The sequence below is a fragment of the Parasedimentitalea denitrificans genome (assembly GCF_011813015.1).
Taxonomy (GTDB): Bacteria; Pseudomonadota; Alphaproteobacteria; order Rhodobacterales; family Rhodobacteraceae; genus Parasedimentitalea; species Parasedimentitalea denitrificans.
Genome location: NZ_QHLQ01000017.1, coordinates 36,949 through 51,310, shown reverse-complemented (window position 1 = coordinate 51,310; position 14,362 = coordinate 36,949). Strand labels below are relative to the sequence as shown.

14 protein-coding genes are annotated in these 14,362 nt (G+C 55.6%); 4 read left to right on the top strand and 10 right to left on the bottom strand.

Features of this window, described 5'->3' with window-relative positions:
* Window positions 1-8: 8 nt before the first annotated feature.
* The 5 genes from DL239_RS15685 to DL239_RS15665 all read right to left on the bottom strand — a co-directional run bounded on the left by DL239_RS15685 (window position 9) and on the right by DL239_RS15665 (window position 5,047).
* Window positions 9-2,903, bottom strand: a complete 2,895-nt coding sequence (locus tag DL239_RS15685) for a formate dehydrogenase subunit alpha (protein ID WP_167685047.1) — start codon at window positions 2,901-2,903, stop codon at window positions 9-11.
* A gap of 111 nt (window positions 2,904-3,014) precedes the next feature.
* Window positions 3,015-3,206 carry a twin-arginine translocation pathway signal protein gene (locus DL239_RS15680; protein ID WP_167685046.1) on the bottom strand — a complete coding sequence of 64 codons (192 nt, stop codon included), beginning with the start codon at window positions 3,204-3,206 and terminating at the stop codon, window positions 3,015-3,017.
* A gap of 43 nt (window positions 3,207-3,249) precedes the next feature.
* A complete protein-coding gene (locus tag DL239_RS15675; RefSeq protein ID WP_439650872.1) occupies window positions 3,250-3,867 on the bottom strand; it encodes a TorD/DmsD family molecular chaperone in 618 nt (205 codons plus the stop codon).
* 14 nt (window positions 3,868-3,881) lie between these two features.
* Complete coding sequence (locus tag DL239_RS15670) at window positions 3,882-4,511, bottom strand: DUF3306 domain-containing protein (RefSeq protein WP_167685044.1); 630 nt, start codon at window positions 4,509-4,511, stop codon at window positions 3,882-3,884.
* Window positions 4,508-5,047: a DUF3305 domain-containing protein gene (locus tag DL239_RS15665; protein WP_167685082.1), complete on the bottom strand. Its 540-nt coding sequence runs from the start codon at window positions 5,045-5,047 to the stop codon at window positions 4,508-4,510. Before DL239_RS15665 ends, DL239_RS15670 begins: the two co-directional genes overlap by 4 nt.
* Window positions 5,048-5,421: 374 nt before the next feature.
* Here DL239_RS15665 and DL239_RS15660 point away from each other — a divergent pair, with 374 nt between their 5' ends.
* Window positions 5,422-7,368 carry a 4Fe-4S binding protein gene (locus DL239_RS15660; protein ID WP_167685043.1) on the top strand — a complete coding sequence of 649 codons (1,947 nt, stop codon included), beginning with the start codon at window positions 5,422-5,424 and terminating at the stop codon, window positions 7,366-7,368.
* Here DL239_RS15660 and DL239_RS15655 read toward each other — a convergent pair.
* Window positions 7,362-8,105, bottom strand: a complete 744-nt coding sequence (locus DL239_RS15655) for a hypothetical protein (RefSeq protein WP_167685042.1) — start codon at window positions 8,103-8,105, stop codon at window positions 7,362-7,364. The two genes, DL239_RS15660 and DL239_RS15655, sit on opposite strands and share 7 nt — an antisense overlap.
* Before the next feature lie 65 nt (window positions 8,106-8,170).
* Between DL239_RS15655 and DL239_RS15650 the strand changes: the two genes are divergently transcribed.
* The 3 genes from DL239_RS15650 to DL239_RS15640 are packed head-to-tail and all read left to right on the top strand — an operon-like array spanning window position 8,171 to window position 10,418.
* The gene (locus DL239_RS15650) at window positions 8,171-9,238 is read left to right on the top strand and encodes an Mrp/NBP35 family ATP-binding protein (protein ID WP_167685041.1); all 1,068 of its coding nucleotides are present in this window, start codon (window positions 8,171-8,173) and stop codon (window positions 9,236-9,238) included.
* The gene (locus tag DL239_RS15645; protein WP_167685040.1) at window positions 9,235-9,939 is read left to right on the top strand and encodes a biotin/lipoate--protein ligase family protein; all 705 of its coding nucleotides are present in this window, start codon (window positions 9,235-9,237) and stop codon (window positions 9,937-9,939) included. The genes DL239_RS15650 and DL239_RS15645 overlap by 4 nt, the downstream gene beginning before the upstream one ends.
* Window positions 9,939-10,418, top strand: coding sequence for a DUF6505 family protein (locus tag DL239_RS15640; RefSeq protein WP_167685039.1), 480 nt, complete (start codon window positions 9,939-9,941; stop codon window positions 10,416-10,418). The genes DL239_RS15645 and DL239_RS15640 overlap by 1 nt, the downstream gene beginning before the upstream one ends.
* Before the next feature lie 87 nt (window positions 10,419-10,505).
* Here DL239_RS15640 and DL239_RS15635 read toward each other — a convergent pair whose 3' ends face one another.
* The 4 genes from DL239_RS15635 to DL239_RS15620 form a co-directional block, all read right to left on the bottom strand.
* Window positions 10,506-11,312: an ABC transporter substrate-binding protein gene (locus tag DL239_RS15635; RefSeq protein WP_167685038.1), complete on the bottom strand. Its 807-nt coding sequence runs from the start codon at window positions 11,310-11,312 to the stop codon at window positions 10,506-10,508.
* On the bottom strand, window positions 11,309-12,019 hold the full coding sequence (locus DL239_RS15630; RefSeq protein ID WP_167685037.1) for an ATP-binding cassette domain-containing protein: 711 nt from the start codon (window positions 12,017-12,019) through the stop codon (window positions 11,309-11,311). Before DL239_RS15630 ends, DL239_RS15635 begins: the two co-directional genes overlap by 4 nt.
* Window positions 12,019-12,723 (bottom strand): ABC transporter permease, encoded by a 705-nt coding sequence (locus DL239_RS15625; protein WP_167685036.1) that lies wholly within the window; start codon window positions 12,721-12,723, stop codon window positions 12,019-12,021. Before DL239_RS15625 ends, DL239_RS15630 begins: the two co-directional genes overlap by 1 nt.
* A gap of 207 nt (window positions 12,724-12,930) precedes the next feature.
* The gene (locus tag DL239_RS15620) at window positions 12,931-14,358 is read right to left on the bottom strand and encodes a hypothetical protein (RefSeq protein WP_167685035.1); all 1,428 of its coding nucleotides are present in this window, start codon (window positions 14,356-14,358) and stop codon (window positions 12,931-12,933) included.
* Window positions 14,359-14,362: the final 4 nt, after the last annotated feature.

Below are 14,362 nucleotides of genomic sequence, written 5' to 3'. Positions count from 1 at the left end.
ATTTCTCCTTATGCTGCGCTGATGCTGCAGAGAGTACATTTTGTCTCCTGCATTTGGGTGACTGCGTCATAACCATAGGTCTGAGCCGTGTTTGAGCTTTCGCCCAACACATAGGGATCAGCCCCATCAGGATACTTATCCCGCAGGTCCTTACCCTGGAAATGCCCACCAAAGTGGAACGGCATAAAGGCTACACCTTCGCCGACCCGTTCTGTGACCATGGCCATTACTTTGACCTTGCCGCCTTCAGGACTTTCGACCCAGACCTGAGCACCGTCACGAACGCCGATATTGTTGGCGTCACGGGTGTTGATCTCGACAAACATGTCCTGCTGCAACTCGGCCAGCCATGGGTTGGACCGGGTTTCTTCGCCGCCGCCCTCATACTCGACCAGACGGCCGGATGTGAGGATGATTGGGAAGTCCTTGGACACGTCTTTCTTCTGGATCGAAGCATAGAGGGTTGGCAGACGATACGACTGACGGTCCTCGTATGTTGGGTAGTCTTCGACCAGATCCCGACGGTTGGTGTACAGCGGCTCGCGATGCAGTGGCACCGGATCCGGGAAGGTCCACACAACGGCGCGGGCCTTGGCGTTACCAAACGGAGCACATTCGTGCTTGATCGCAACCCGCTGAATACCGCCCGAGAGGTCAGTTTTCCAGTTGGTCTTTGGACCAGCCACGGCATCGATCGATGCGCGTTCTTCGTCGGTTAGATCACCATCCCAACCCAGATCCATCAGCATCTGCATGGTGAATTCCGGATATCCGTCTTGGATTTCCGAGTTCACCGAGTAGACGCCATCGGCCAGCAGGTTGTCGCCGTCCCGTTCCACACCAAAACGGGCACGGAAGGTGAGACCACCCTCAGAAACCGGCTTGGACATGTCGTACAGGTTCGGTGTACCGGGATGGTTCATTTCGGCAGTGCCCCAGCATGGCCATGGCAGACCGTAATAGTCTCCATCTGCCGGACCACCAACTGCCCGCAAAGTGGTGCGGTCAAAGGTATGCTGGTTGGCCATGTGCTTTTTCAGGCGCTCAGGGCTTTGACCGGTATAGCCAATGGTCCACAGACCTTTGTTGAACTCGCGTGTGACGCTTTCAACATTTGGCGTGTTTTCGTCTTCCATCTCGATATTGCGGAAGAAGCGATCAGCCCAGCCGAACTTGTTAGCAAACAGACCCATAATTTCATGGTCCGTTTTGCTTTCAAACAGCGGATCAACAATTTTATCACGCCACTGGAACGACCGGTTAGACGCAGTCACGGACCCGCGGGTTTCGAACTGAGTACAGGCCGGTAGCAGGTAACAGCCATCGGTACGGTCATGCAAAACAGCCGAGACGGTGGGATACGGGTCGATCACGACCAGCATGTCCAGCTTCTCCATCGCTGTTTTCATTTCCGGACCACGGGTCTGCGAGTTTGGCGCATGACCCCAAAGAACCATTGCCCGCACATTGTTGGGCTGGTCGATGTTGTCTTTGTCTTCCAACACGCCGTCAATCCAACGGCTGACCGGAATACCCTTCAGGTTCTGCAGCGACTTGTCTTTGCCGTCAGCACCTTTCAGCATGTCGAACTGACTGTTCAGCCAATCGGGATCTTCATCCCAAACACGCGCCCAATGGGCCCATGCGCCTTTTGACAGACCGTAGTAGCCCGGCAGAGTGTGGGACAGTACGCCAAGGTCGGTTGCGCCCTGAACGTTATCGTGACCACGGAAAATGTTGGTTCCGCCGCCGCTTGCGCCCATGTTGCCCAGCGCGAGTTGCAAGATACAATAAGCGCGAGTGTTGTTGTTACCGGTGGTGTGTTGTGTACCACCCATACACCAGATCACGGTGCCGGGACGGTTGTTGGCCAATGTTTTAGCAACCCGGTGCAGCTGAGAACCGGGAACACCCGTTACTCGCTCAACCTCTTCTGGGTTCCATTTTTTGACCTCATCCCGAATCTGATCCATGCCCCAAACACGGGTGCGGATAAACTCACGGTCTTCCCAGCCGTTTTCAAAGATATGGTACAGAATACCCCAGACCAATGCGACGTCGGTACCAGGACGCAGACGGACGTATTCGTCAGCATGCGCGGCAGTCCGTGTAAAACGCGGATCGCATACGATCAGTGGTGCATTGTTCTGCTCTTTGGCTTTCAGGATGTGCAGCAAGGAAACTGGGTGAGCCTCGGCAGGGTTGCCGCCAATCACAAAGATGGCCTTGGAGTTGTGGATGTCGTTGTAGCTGTTGGTCATGGCGCCGTAGCCCCATGTGTTGGCTACGCCAGCAACGGTGGTCGAGTGACAGATACGCGCCTGGTGGTCGACGTTATTGGTGCCCCAATAGGCTGCAAACTTGCGGAACAGATAAGCCTGTTCGTTGCTGTGTTTGGCCGAGCCGAGCCAGTAGACGCTGTCAGGTCCGCTTTCCTCGCGGATGTCCATCATTCCGCCGCCGATCTCGTCGATCGCCTGCTCCCAGCTGATGCGCTTCCACTCACCACCTTCTTTTTTCATCGGGTACTTCAGGCGGCGTTCACCGTGAGCGTGCTCACGAACCGAAGCCCCTTTGGCACAGTGAGCGCCTAGGTTGAATGGGCTGTCCCATCCTGGTTCCTGCCCGATCCAGACACCATTCTGAACTTCGGCAACAACGGTACAACCGACCGAACAGTGGGTGCAGACCGATTTTACAGTTTCAACCGCACTATTAGCTGCGGATTGCGCATTGGCTTGGGTCACTGACCCGCCAGTGGCACTGATTGCAGTCAAGCCACCAATGGCCAGACCTGAACCGCGCAAAAATGTGCGGCGATCAACGGAACTATCCGCGACCTTGGAGAGGATACTTGTCCGCTGGGGGCGTCTCGCAACCCCGTTGGTCTTTTTCCTAAGCATTATAACCTCCCTTGCTACCCGTTAATTCGGGCTTGCTAGGTTAACAAAAAGCAGCAGGCGGTCGGGCGTCTCGCAACCAGTTGCCTGCAGTGAATTATGGCGTCCGGTTACTTAGAACCGCACGCTGTCAAGGTAAGCGCGAGTATGCGCCGTATCCTGCATCTTGTTTGATGACAGGTCGGGTTCTGCGGCCTGCGCCTCGCCCCCGGTGGTCGCTACAGCCACCGCTGCCAGCGGTGCCGACGTTGCGGCCAACTTCAGAAAGTCGCGGCGACTTGATGTCTCCTCGGTCTTTCTTGTCATGAGAATTCTCCTCCCCATTGGTGAAAGACGGTTGCCCGTCCAATTATGCGGATTGCTCCGCGCTCATTCGGTAGCCTTCGGTCTCGATCTCCATGAATACCCGGCCAACTGCGCCGACAGCGGCATAAAGGACCGAGTTCTTGGCGCTCTCGAGATCTGAAAAGAAGTGACTGGCCCAGGGGCCGATGTGTTTATTGAAGAAGGCCTTTTGGTCAGCCAAGCCGGCCGGCTCGCCAAAACGGCCAACGATAAGCGCGCCCATCATTTCCATCAGAGAGGCGATATTGTCCTCCGGCTCATAGACGTTCTGCGCACGGGTCAGACCGCGTGCAGCCATGTCGCGCCGCAGCAAGGCCAGTGGTTTTTCGTTTAGGAACCCAGTCAGGTAATAGCTCGCATAGGGGAGCAACTCACCACGGCCCATTCCGATGAACAGCTTGTTGAACTCGCTTTCAACCGTGTTGGGTTTAGACAGGCTTGCCAGCTTGGCCAGCGCGTTAATCGCGGTGCCCAGATCACCTTCGTCACCGGACAGGCCTGCGGTTTGTTCCAGCAGCATTTGTTCCGGCGGTGCGGACAACAGAAGACCCAGGAAATTGTATAGATCCGCGCGCAGGCGATCCTCTTCCATCACTTGGACCTGTTGGGCCGTAGTTGTCATTGGAGTCTCCTGTGTCATGTCGTGGCTACCTCGTCTTCAAACGCAAAACGCATGCGGCGCGGGGCAACAAAGGCGGGGGTATCATCCACCTCGGGTTCGTATGGTGCAAAGGCAACCGCCACAGTCGGCACTGTTTCGAGTTGCTCTAGCTGTTCTGTTGGGATCTCTTCGGCTTCTTCTTCCGTCGACGCATCGTTGTCGGCTTCGACGCCTTCCGCCTCTAGCGCTTCGGCTTCAGCAGCTTCCTGACGTGCCATTTCTTCGACATGGTGGGTCATCCCCTTACCAACCTGATATGCGGTCTGAATGTTCTCAACTACGCAAGAGGCATCAGTGAAATCTTCGCCGTAGTCGACCAACCCATCGACGTTAGCCAGAACCGGATTAGTCAACCACAACCGGCGCAGGGCACGGGTGCGTATGCGGGCCGGAATGGTTTCGGTCAGGAACACAGTGAAGTCATCACCCTCACCCAGTTGTTCGGGATCTGGCAATTCCAGATCAGCAAGGATCTCTGCATCGCTCTTTTCCGACAAATCGGCGTCGCGCTGCTCGGCCAGTTCGGCAGCTTTGACACGTGCTTCATCAGCAGCTTCGGCCTCAACTGCAGCCTTGCGGCGGGCCCAGAAGTCACCACCTCTCATTGCAGCCGTTCCTTCTTGGCCTGCACAGGCGAGCGATAGACATCAGCCATCTGGGATATACGGGCATCACCGATGCCATCTTCGGTGGCACCGATGTCGGTCTTATCGCGACGACGTTTCTTGAACTTTTCCTCGTGGTGGTGCATCTGCGCAAAATCCCGAACCCAGGCTATCAAACCATCTGGCATCGGCACTTTTTCGACAATCTCTTCGCTGCTGTCGGCATAGTCCTGTGCTTCATAGGGCGAGGCCGTGACCAATGTCACCTCAAGCGGATGCGTCACGTCATCACTTTCGCGCAACACGACGTAGATACAGGGGACTTTAGTGCTGAGCCCATGCAGATAGGCCTCGGCATCTGACCCATGAAGTTCCAGAGGCAGTGTGGCGGCGTGGAACTCGTTCACTCCACTCTCTTCGCGCAGCACTTGCCAGCTCGCTTCCGCCGCGCCGGGGAGGACGGCAACGGCTTTCCACGAATACTCAGCCCACCGAGTGACACCTGGTGCGCGTCGCAGCACAACGCCAAGCGGCATCGTGTCGAATTTGTCTGGATTGTGGATCACGCCGTTGCGGCCCCGTTTTCTGGTTTACGCTGTCAGGTTGCAGCAGCCACCTGCGTTTTCCAAAGCTGGTTTTTGCGAAATCCCGTTATTTCTTCATATCCGGACAATTTGGGGCGACCGTTTTATCCCAGTGTAACGGTCCGGTCGTTTTGTCTAATTCGACTAATTCACTCAACAAATAGAAAGCGCGCATATTATTCGAATCACCTGCCCTGATTCGCGCTACTTTGGCGCGCTTCATGATTCCAAAACTGGTTTACGAGCCTACAGAATCATGCCTAGTTTGAGGTTCGGATTTGGTGAGTTTCGCCCCATCTGCCAGCCTAAATGCAAGCGAGGAATATATGGCTAAGCAACTGATTTTATGTGACTGTTCAGGATCACAATCAATCGACGCCCAGGGCCTTTCGCAGGCAACCGGGATAAGCTGTTCCAAGCTGCATTCGGCGCTGTGCACGAGTGAGATCGAGGCCACTGCAACCGCGATTGCCGGGGGTGAAGCAACAATTTGTTGTGCCCAAGAACAGCAGATTTTTGAGGAGTTGGCAGCCGAAATTGAGGCCCCCTCGCCCTCTTGCTTAGACCTCCGTGACCGGGCCGGGTGGAGCGATGATACCCGCTCAACACTACCCAAAATGTCCGCATTGATCGCCGAAGCGGGACTTTCCGTCCCAGCCGCCAAGAGCATTGATGTAATCTCGGAAGGCGTGTGCCTGATCCTTGGACCGTCCGAAATTGCATTGGAGGCCGCAGCCAAATTACAGGAAACGCTGGCGGTTACAGTGCTGCTGGACGATGGGACCGATCCCCCAATGACCCGCGCATTCGAGGTAATCCGCGGGAAGCTTAGCCATGCTTCGGGAGCGTTAGGACAGTTCGATCTGCGTTTTGATGCGCTGCAACAGCTGGAACCCACAGGACGCAACTGGGGCTGGAATGAACCGCGTGATGGTGGGCGCACCAGCTGCGATATTATTCTAGACCTGAGCGGAGATACATCACTGTTCCCCGCGCCTGAAAAACGTGAGGGTTACCTGCGTGCTGATCCAAAGCACGCCCCGTCGGTGGCTGACGCTGTACTAGAGGCAGTGCAGATGGTCGGGACATTCGAAAAACCGCTGTATGTGCGTAATGAACCGCTTTTGTGCGCCCATTCACGCGCAGGTCAGACTGGGTGCAGTAACTGTCTGGACATCTGCCCAACCGGCGCAATCACTGCCAAAGGCGACCACGTCAGCATCGACCCGATGATCTGTGCTGGCTGCAGCTCTTGCGCTACATTGTGCCCATCAGGTGCGCTGACATATGATGCTCCGCCCACCGAGAGCCTAATGCGCCGTATTCAGACACTTGCGACAGCTTTTCTTGGGGCTGGAGGCACCGCGCCACGCCTTTTGGTGGTCAATGACCATGGCGGGCAGATGATCAGCTATGCTGCGCGCTACGGACGTGGGTTGCCCGCCGATGTCGTGCCGCTGGAGGTTGAGGCCATAAACACATTTGGCCACGCTGAAATCCTTGCGGCTTTGGCCGCAGGGTTTGCTTGGGTAGACATTCTGCTAGCACCCACTTCCGAGCAGGAGGTACTTGAACGCGAAGTGGCCCTTGCCAACGCAATTGGCGGCGGTAAATCGGCTTTGCTAGACCACATCGATCCTGACGCACTAAGCGAAGCACTGTTTGACGCCGAGATTCCCGCAGCCCTAGCAGAGGCGGTTCGGCCAATGGGCAACCGCCGTCAAATCACCCGCCAGGCCGCTAAGTCATTGGCACCTGCGTCTGAACTAATGCCACTACCCGCTGACGCCCCTTATGGCGCAGTGCTGGTCGATCCAAACGCCTGTACCCTATGCCTGTCCTGCGTGTCGCTATGTCCCTCAGGTGCATTGGGTGACAACCCGGACCTGCCACAGCTGCGTTTCCAAGAGGATGCCTGCCTGCAATGCGGCCTTTGCGCCACCATATGCCCCGAGAAGGCGATATCTCTTGAACCACGTCTAAACCTATCCGACAGCGCCTTGTCACAGGTGGTTTTGCACGAAGAAGAACCCTGTGCCTGCATCGAATGTGGTGCCCTGTTCGGGGTAAAGTCGACCGTCGACAAGATCATCGAAAAACTGGCTGGCAAACATGCAATGTTCCAGAGCTCAGACGCAGCCCGAATGATCCGAATGTGTGACAATTGTCGTGTCGATGCTCAATATCACCAAAAAAATGCCCCCTTCAAAGGTGGCGATCGCCCTCAGGTACGCACTACCGACGACTACCTTAGCAAGCGCCGTGATCACTGATGCTGCAAAGGCGCGCCCAAATCAGCCGGCTCCAGCCGGGCAACATATGCAAGGATTGCTTCCAGTTGATCAAGGGTCATCTCCAGGGGCACAATCGGCGGTGGTCGGGTATGAGCAAAAGGAGCGGTCACATCTTGAACCTGCGTAAAGGAAGGGTGCGGGTTCAGGACATAAAATGTTTGGAACCGATCAGCCCAGTTCGCCAAAGTTCGGAGCACAAAAAACGATGGGGTCGAACCGATATCATTCATCCGCTCCGTCTCCGACACCACATGACACCGTCCGCACAATTGACGCGACAGGTCCCTCCCCGTGGCGACGTCTCCGACAAACTCCAGTTCGGGCGAATCTGTATCAGGTTCCCGAGGCAGGTCGAACATCTGAACACTATCAGGCGCATAACTGGTGATAGTGCGTTGACCAACGTCCGAGAGAAGCCATTTAGTAAACCGCTGCACGCCAGGATGCTGCGGCGCCAGAACCTGCATGTGCCAAGCTGTATCAGGCCCAACGAAGACCGCCACCCCCTCTGCCCCAAACGCAATATCATGCGCCTGCCCCTTGGACACGATCAAGACCCGGACTTGGGTCTTCAACGAAAAGCGCGGCAACAGATGTTTTAGAAAACCGCTCTCGACCAGCTCCGCCGGAGCAAACAACCGTACCAACCTGTCATCCGCCCGTGCAATCGGTGCAAAACTCAGGCAGACATAAATCAGAACAATCAGACGGGTCATACGAAACGGTAAAAATCTAGAACCTATTCGTCAAGCACCCCCACATCCCAAGGAGCAAGGCCAACGTGTCTCTCACCCGTGAAACCGTCCTAGCCGCATTGAAAACCATCTCTGACCCGATCAGCGGTAACGACATCGTTGAGGCCGGCATCATGCGCGCCCTAACCGTGGACGGCGCCGAAGTGCGCTTTGTCCTCGAAATCGACCCCGCCAAGGCCGATGCATACGGCCCCATACGGGATGCTGCCGAAAAAGTTGTCACAGCGCTTGAAGGAGTCGATAAGGTATCTGCGCTACTGACAGGGCACGCGGCCAAAACGCCGCCACCTGATCTAAAGCCATCCAAGCCAGCCCAGCCGCAGGGGCCACAGAAAATCCCTGGCGTTGATCGCATCATTGCGGTGGCTTCGGGCAAAGGCGGTGTGGGTAAGTCCACGGTCTCGGCTAATTTGGCCTGTGCATTGGCCGCTCAGGGCCGTCGCGTCGGCTTGCTGGACGCGGATGTCTACGGCCCATCTCAACCACGTATGCTTGGCATCTCGGGGCGTCCGGCCAGCCCGGATGGAAAGACAATCTTGCCGATGCGGAATCACGGCGTCACCATGATGTCGATCGGGCTGATGACCAACGAGGATCAGGCCGTCGTCTGGCGTGGCCCGATGCTGATGGGCGCACTGCAACAGATGATGATGCAAGTGCAATGGGGGGCGCTTGATGTGCTTATCGTTGACCTGCCGCCTGGAACCGGCGACGTACAAATGACACTGGCGCAAAAGGCCGAAGTCGATGGCGCAATCATCGTATCGACACCTCAAGACGTGGCGTTGATTGACGCCCGCAAGGGTATCGATATGTTCAACCAGCTGCATGTGCCGATCCTTGGCATGATCGAAAACATGTCGACACACATCTGCTCCAACTGCGGCCACGAGGAACACGTCTTTGGCCACGGAGGAGTGGCTGCCGAAGCCGACAAACTCAACGTGCCACTACTGGCCGAGGTCCCACTTCACTTGGACGTGCGGCTAGCCTCGGACGGCGGCGCACCCATTGTGGTCAGCAAACCCGACAGCCCTCAGGCTCAAGTGTTTCAATCCATTGCCCAGACTTTGGTGGAACGAGGCGCTGCATGAGCGAGGTCGCCTTTCCGCCTTTACTGTCAGGCCATGAAGTCAGTGGTCATGAAGACCCTTTCGGCACCGCGTGCAAGAAGGCAATTCTGGGCTGCGATGCCGGATTGGTAACGTACAATCTGGCTGCTGATAGCCTGCGTGCCGCACTGGTCTTTGCACCCGAGGTGCCACTGCGCCAGGCAATGGCAATGCTGCCCACCTGCGGTGTGGGGTTCCAGAACGCTCTAGGCGCTCTGGCCCCACCCGAAGTTGCTGTGCATCTGGAATGGCAGGGACAAATACGCGTCAACGGCGCACGCTGCGGTGCCCTGCGAAGCGCCGCCAGCAGCACCGACCCGGACACCCCCCCTGACTGGCTGGTCATTGGGCTAGAGGTTCCACTCTGGCCCGCCTCTCAGGACAGCGGCAACACACCCGATGAAACCGCTCTCTACGCCGAAGGCTGCGCTGATGTCGAAGCCCCAGCGCTCCTCGAAAGCTGGGCCCGGCACAGCTTGCACTGGATTACCCGATGGGAAGACAGTGACGCCAAGGCCCTGCACGCCGAATGGCGCGGCCTTGCCCACGGCATTGGAGAGGACACTGTCCAAGCGGGAATGCCCGGCACATTTCTTGGCATAGACCAAGATTTCGGCATGCTTCTGCGTGACGAGGAAACCACCCATTTAATTCCCCTGACGACCCTGCTGGAGACCCCCTAATGCAGCTTGCCCGCGCGATCCATCTAGATGAAAGCGACCAGAACGTCTTTGCCAGCCCGGCACGCACCGGCGAATGGTGCATCTCAGGCGGCTTTGAGTTCTCCAACTGGACAGAGGCAGACCTGATCGGCAAACCACGTCAGGCCTTTGCCAATGGCTGGATGGGCTTGGAGACTGCAGGCAGGGTTACTTTTGTCGCTGCGACCCGGATTGAACCGGATGAATTCGATCGTTTATCCGAAATGTTGGCTCAGCAATTTGTAGAGATCTACGGCGCCCCAAACATAGAGGCAGCCCGCCCCTTTGCCAAAGAAGAACTCCATCAAATGCGCGACCTTTGCGACGGTCATGCCCCCAACACACTGCTTACCGTATCACGTGAACTCACACCCGCTGGTGTAAAAGAGGCATTCCGCGTGATTGAACCTCAACAAGCGGGCCTCGACCAGTTTGCGATCCACGGCGACATCGACGCCTAAGCCTTCTTTTTGCTAAAAATACTTCGGGGTCCGGGGCAGCGCCCCGGGACCTCCTCAAGATCCAAACTTCAAAAGTCTAACGGCCGCCTATTGCTGCACAGCATTGAACACAAACAATGTCTCGCCGTTGATCTTATACCCATCAATCAGTGCCTTCGCGCGATCCGAAACCAGCCAAGTCTCTAATTCCTCGGCAAGATCGCTTTTTACATGCGCATGTATCTCTGGGTTCACCGGGATATATGCATACTGATTGAACAACACCGGATCACCGGCAAACAACAGGGCCAGGCTCCCCTTGTTGCCAAAGTTCAGCCAGCTGGCCCGGTCAGCCATGATATAGGCATTCATCCCCGATGCCGTGTTCAAGGCCGCGCCCATCCCTGCTCCAACAGAAGTGTACCAGTCACCAAACGCCTCGGCATGCAGCTCAGCCGACGCCCAAAGGCTCAACTCCTTTTTATGCGTCCCGCTGTCATCTCCCCGGCTGACAAATACCGCCTCAGCAGTTGCAACACTCTGCAAGGCTTCCTTTGCATCCACAGCAGCCGACACTCCGGCGGTGTCTTCCATGGGACCAATCAGAACAAAGTCGTTATACATGATTTCACGACGGTGCGTACCATAGCCACCAGCCAAAAACGCCTCTTCGGCTGCCTTAGAGTGAACCAAGATAGCATCCACATCACCGGCCTCACCCAATCGTATCGCCTGGCCAGTACCGACTACTAACAGCTGGACCTCCAGGCCCAGATCCTTCTGAATTGCTGGCAAAAGAACATCCGACAGCCCCGAGTTATGAAAAGAGGTGGTCACAGCCATTTTCATCTCTTCGGCAAATGATGCCGTGGTCAATGAAAGAGCAGCGATCGCTCCGATCAACGTTCGTTTCATTCTACAATATCTCCTCTAAGAAACGCGCGTCCCTGTTTGGTTTCTGGTCCGGTAAAAAACTGGTCCGCCGGTGCGAACTCTTGAATTTTTCCGTGCAGAACAAAAATGACTTCATCTGCCAATCTCTGAGCCTGCCCCATGTTATGGGTCGACATGATCAACCGCGTGCCATTGGCTGCAGCCCGGATTAGGATCTCTTCAATCTCACGAGTGGCGCGTCCATCCAGCGAGGCACAAGGCTCGTCCAGAAACAGCACTGCAGGATCACGGATCAAGGCCCTCGCCAGCGCCAGCTTTTGCTGCTCACCACCGGACAGCAATGTAGCCTGCTGCTTCAACGCGTGACCCAAACCGACCTGCACAGCCCATTCTTGCGCCCGCTGTCTGGCCTCCGCTTTTGCAACACCGATCAAGCGCAAAGGATAGGCGATATTTTCAACCACTGAACGTCGCATCATCACTGGTCTTTGGAAAACAAAACTCTGCCGTTTCCGCGCCTCGACCGTTGGACAGGCCCACTCTAGGCTACCACTGTGCAGCCGAGCAATTCCATGCAACATTTTCAGCAATGAGGTCTTACCAGCACCGTTGGGTCCAATGACGATCGTGACGCCCTGCCCCTGCAAAGTCAGATCAATGGGACCAGCCAGCACCTTGCCTTTGCGTCGCACTATGGCCTGACGCGCCTCTAGCGGGAACATTTGCATCACCAGCGCCCCTCACTCTCAGTATGGCTCAACCGGTGGATCAACAGGTTTACTGTTACAGCCAGTGCGATCAGCACAAAACCAAGCGCCAAGGCCAGAGCAAAATCTCCCTTGCCAGTTTCCAACGCAATGGCCGTCGTTAGAACGCGCGTGGCATGGTCGATATTGCCGCCAACGATCATAATCGCACCGACCTCACCAATAGCACGTCCGAACCCGGCCAGCGCCGCGGTCAAAAGTGCCCTGCGGCCATCCCATAGCAGCGCCTGTATGCGTTGAAATTGCGTGGTATTCATCGAGATTAGTAGGTCGTGATAATCCCCCCACAATTCGCGAAGTGATTGATGCGCGATTGAAGCGATCAGTGGAACAATAATGATAACCTGAGCGATGATCATCGCAGATGGTGTGAACAGCAGCCCAAAGACCCCAAATGGGCCTGAGCGGGACAAGAACACATAAACTACAAGACCAACAACAACTGGCGGCAGGCCCATCAATGCGTTCAGCACTGCAATCGTCATGCGGCGCATTCGGAACCTGCGCACAACCAGAAAAGCCGCAAATGGCAGCGCAAATGCAGAGGCAATTAACAGCGCGGTCAAAGTCACCTGTAGCGACCGCAGACTGATCTCGACCAGATCAGCATCCAAGGTCACCAACAACCAAATGGCTTGTGTTAATCCGCCCCACAAGTCAGACATTTATTCTAGTTTTCTCCTGCAGGACCATGGCTGCCAGCAACCTAACACGGGTGTTACCAGATCAAAAACACAGCTGCAGACTTAGAAATAGACAAAAACGACCATCACCTTAGAAAAGGTCAGATTGACCACTGAAAATGCTCTCCAGCCTGAATGGTGGGTCAGATTGGTCGGCAGACGGTCTTTCCATCTTCCGGGCCTCGTTCATTAACGTGCGGAAACGACCTGCTTAGACAATCGGACAACCACTTTGTCAGCCAGATGATGAACCTGAGTTTCACCTGGTGGTAGATCTTCCAGCATATCAGGTGGCAGGGCCACACACTCCGCAGGTTGCTCTTCACAGGTAATGACTATCCGCCCTGTCAAATAGGTCAAGCGCAGCCGTAGCCCCCTTGGGTTCTGTATCCCGGCACGATCTGCATTCAGCAATGATTTGTAAGTTCCCGTAACAAATACACTCCCAGATCCCTCACCAATTTCCGCCGCCATTGCGCGGGTCTCTTTTTGCCAAGCCGCATAGATTAGCGACTGCTGGAACGTTCCTGCCGCATAGGCCATCACCAAAAATATCAACAGGTTGCGAGTTAGCCGTTCGCGTATCCCGCCATTTTCAGACAGCTGCAGCACCATCAACACAAACAGAACAGCATGAAGGGCCCATGCAAAACTTATCACGCGCACTGGTAACGAAATTCCAGACTTTACCGTTTGTAAAAAGACTAAGCCCAACCCAGCAGCAATCCCACTCAACAGATAGACAACACGCCAAGGGTCACGGCGGCCAACCACCGCTATCCCCGCAGCCAATAGTACCAGATGCGCCATTGTTAGTGGGGTAAAACCAAACCCAAGCACGCGGCCACTTTGGTACAAGAACATACCGATCTGCTTGGCGTTCTCGATGGCCGAAGCCAAATCATGTGCCGGAGTTGCATTTCGCCAAGGCGCCATTGGGACACCAAAGACACCATGTTCAACATAGTTCAGAGTAAATATCACCACCAAGCCTAGCGCAAAACTGGCAATGAATAAGATCATCACACCAACAAGATCACGAAACGATCGCAGTGTATCCGCACGAGCCAGGCACAACACCAACAAGAACAAGGGATAGGTCGTATAGGCCATCAGTGTCAGCGGCACGAACACGACCAGCAAGCCTCGTGCTATCCGTTCATCGACCTGTGTCGATAGCCAAGCATACAGCGCCACCATCGCCATTCCGGGCATCAAAGTATTGAACCACAATGATATAAGCAAGGCCGATGGAACCAGCGCCACTAGCAACGCCATCGCAACGCGATGCCAAAGCAAACCTTTGTCCCCTAAGGCTAGATTTGCCAGGCAAGCTGCAAATACAGACCAGAAGAATTGGTAGGCCAGGTAGCTAAGCCAGGAGGGTGTCGCCACTCCGCGAAGGTGCCACAGGTAGTTGATCCACCGCCCCTCATACAGGGTTTTGGGATAGTAGCCGGTCGGGTCTGCCAGCAAGGCCGCAAAATCATCATGGCGCACCATTGGGTCAAAAACCTGGAAACCAGACGACAGCAAAAGGCCGATAGAGGTTAGAACAATCGTCGCAGTTAACACCGAAACACGGCTTAGGACACTGCCGACTCTAGAAAAGGGCATTTCA

Bases quoted from the DNA above. Each gene is read 5' to 3' on its own strand.
- DL239_RS15630 (WP_167685037.1), bottom strand. From the start codon at position 12,019: ATGCAAATGTTCCCGCTAGAGGCGCGTCAGGCCATAGTGCGACGCAAA.
- DL239_RS15680 (WP_167685046.1), bottom strand. From the start codon at position 3,206: ATGACAAGAAAGACCGAGGAGACATCAAGTCGCCGCGACTTTCTGAAG.
- DL239_RS15635 (WP_167685038.1), bottom strand. From the start codon at position 11,312: ATGAAACGAACGTTGATCGGAGCGATCGCTGCTCTTTCATTGACCACG.
- DL239_RS15640 (WP_167685039.1), top strand. From the start codon at position 9,939: ATGCAGCTTGCCCGCGCGATCCATCTAGATGAAAGCGACCAGAACGTC.
- DL239_RS15685 (WP_167685047.1), bottom strand. From the start codon at position 2,903: ATGCTTAGGAAAAAGACCAACGGGGTTGCGAGACGCCCCCAGCGGACA.
- DL239_RS15660 (WP_167685043.1), top strand. From the start codon at position 5,422: ATGGCTAAGCAACTGATTTTATGTGACTGTTCAGGATCACAATCAATC.
- DL239_RS15670 (WP_167685044.1), bottom strand. From the start codon at position 4,511: ATGAGAGGTGGTGACTTCTGGGCCCGCCGCAAGGCTGCAGTTGAGGCC.
- DL239_RS15655 (WP_167685042.1), bottom strand. From the start codon at position 8,105: ATGACCCGTCTGATTGTTCTGATTTATGTCTGCCTGAGTTTTGCACCG.
- DL239_RS15645 (WP_167685040.1), top strand. From the start codon at position 9,235: ATGAGCGAGGTCGCCTTTCCGCCTTTACTGTCAGGCCATGAAGTCAGT.
- DL239_RS15675 (WP_439650872.1), bottom strand. From the start codon at position 3,867: ATGACAACTACGGCCCAACAGGTCCAAGTGATGGAAGAGGATCGCCTG.
- DL239_RS15665 (WP_167685082.1), bottom strand. From the start codon at position 5,047: ATGCCGCTTGGCGTTGTGCTGCGACGCGCACCAGGTGTCACTCGGTGG.
- DL239_RS15625 (WP_167685036.1), bottom strand. From the start codon at position 12,723: ATGTCTGACTTGTGGGGCGGATTAACACAAGCCATTTGGTTGTTGGTG.
- DL239_RS15620 (WP_167685035.1), bottom strand. From the start codon at position 14,358: ATGCCCTTTTCTAGAGTCGGCAGTGTCCTAAGCCGTGTTTCGGTGTTA.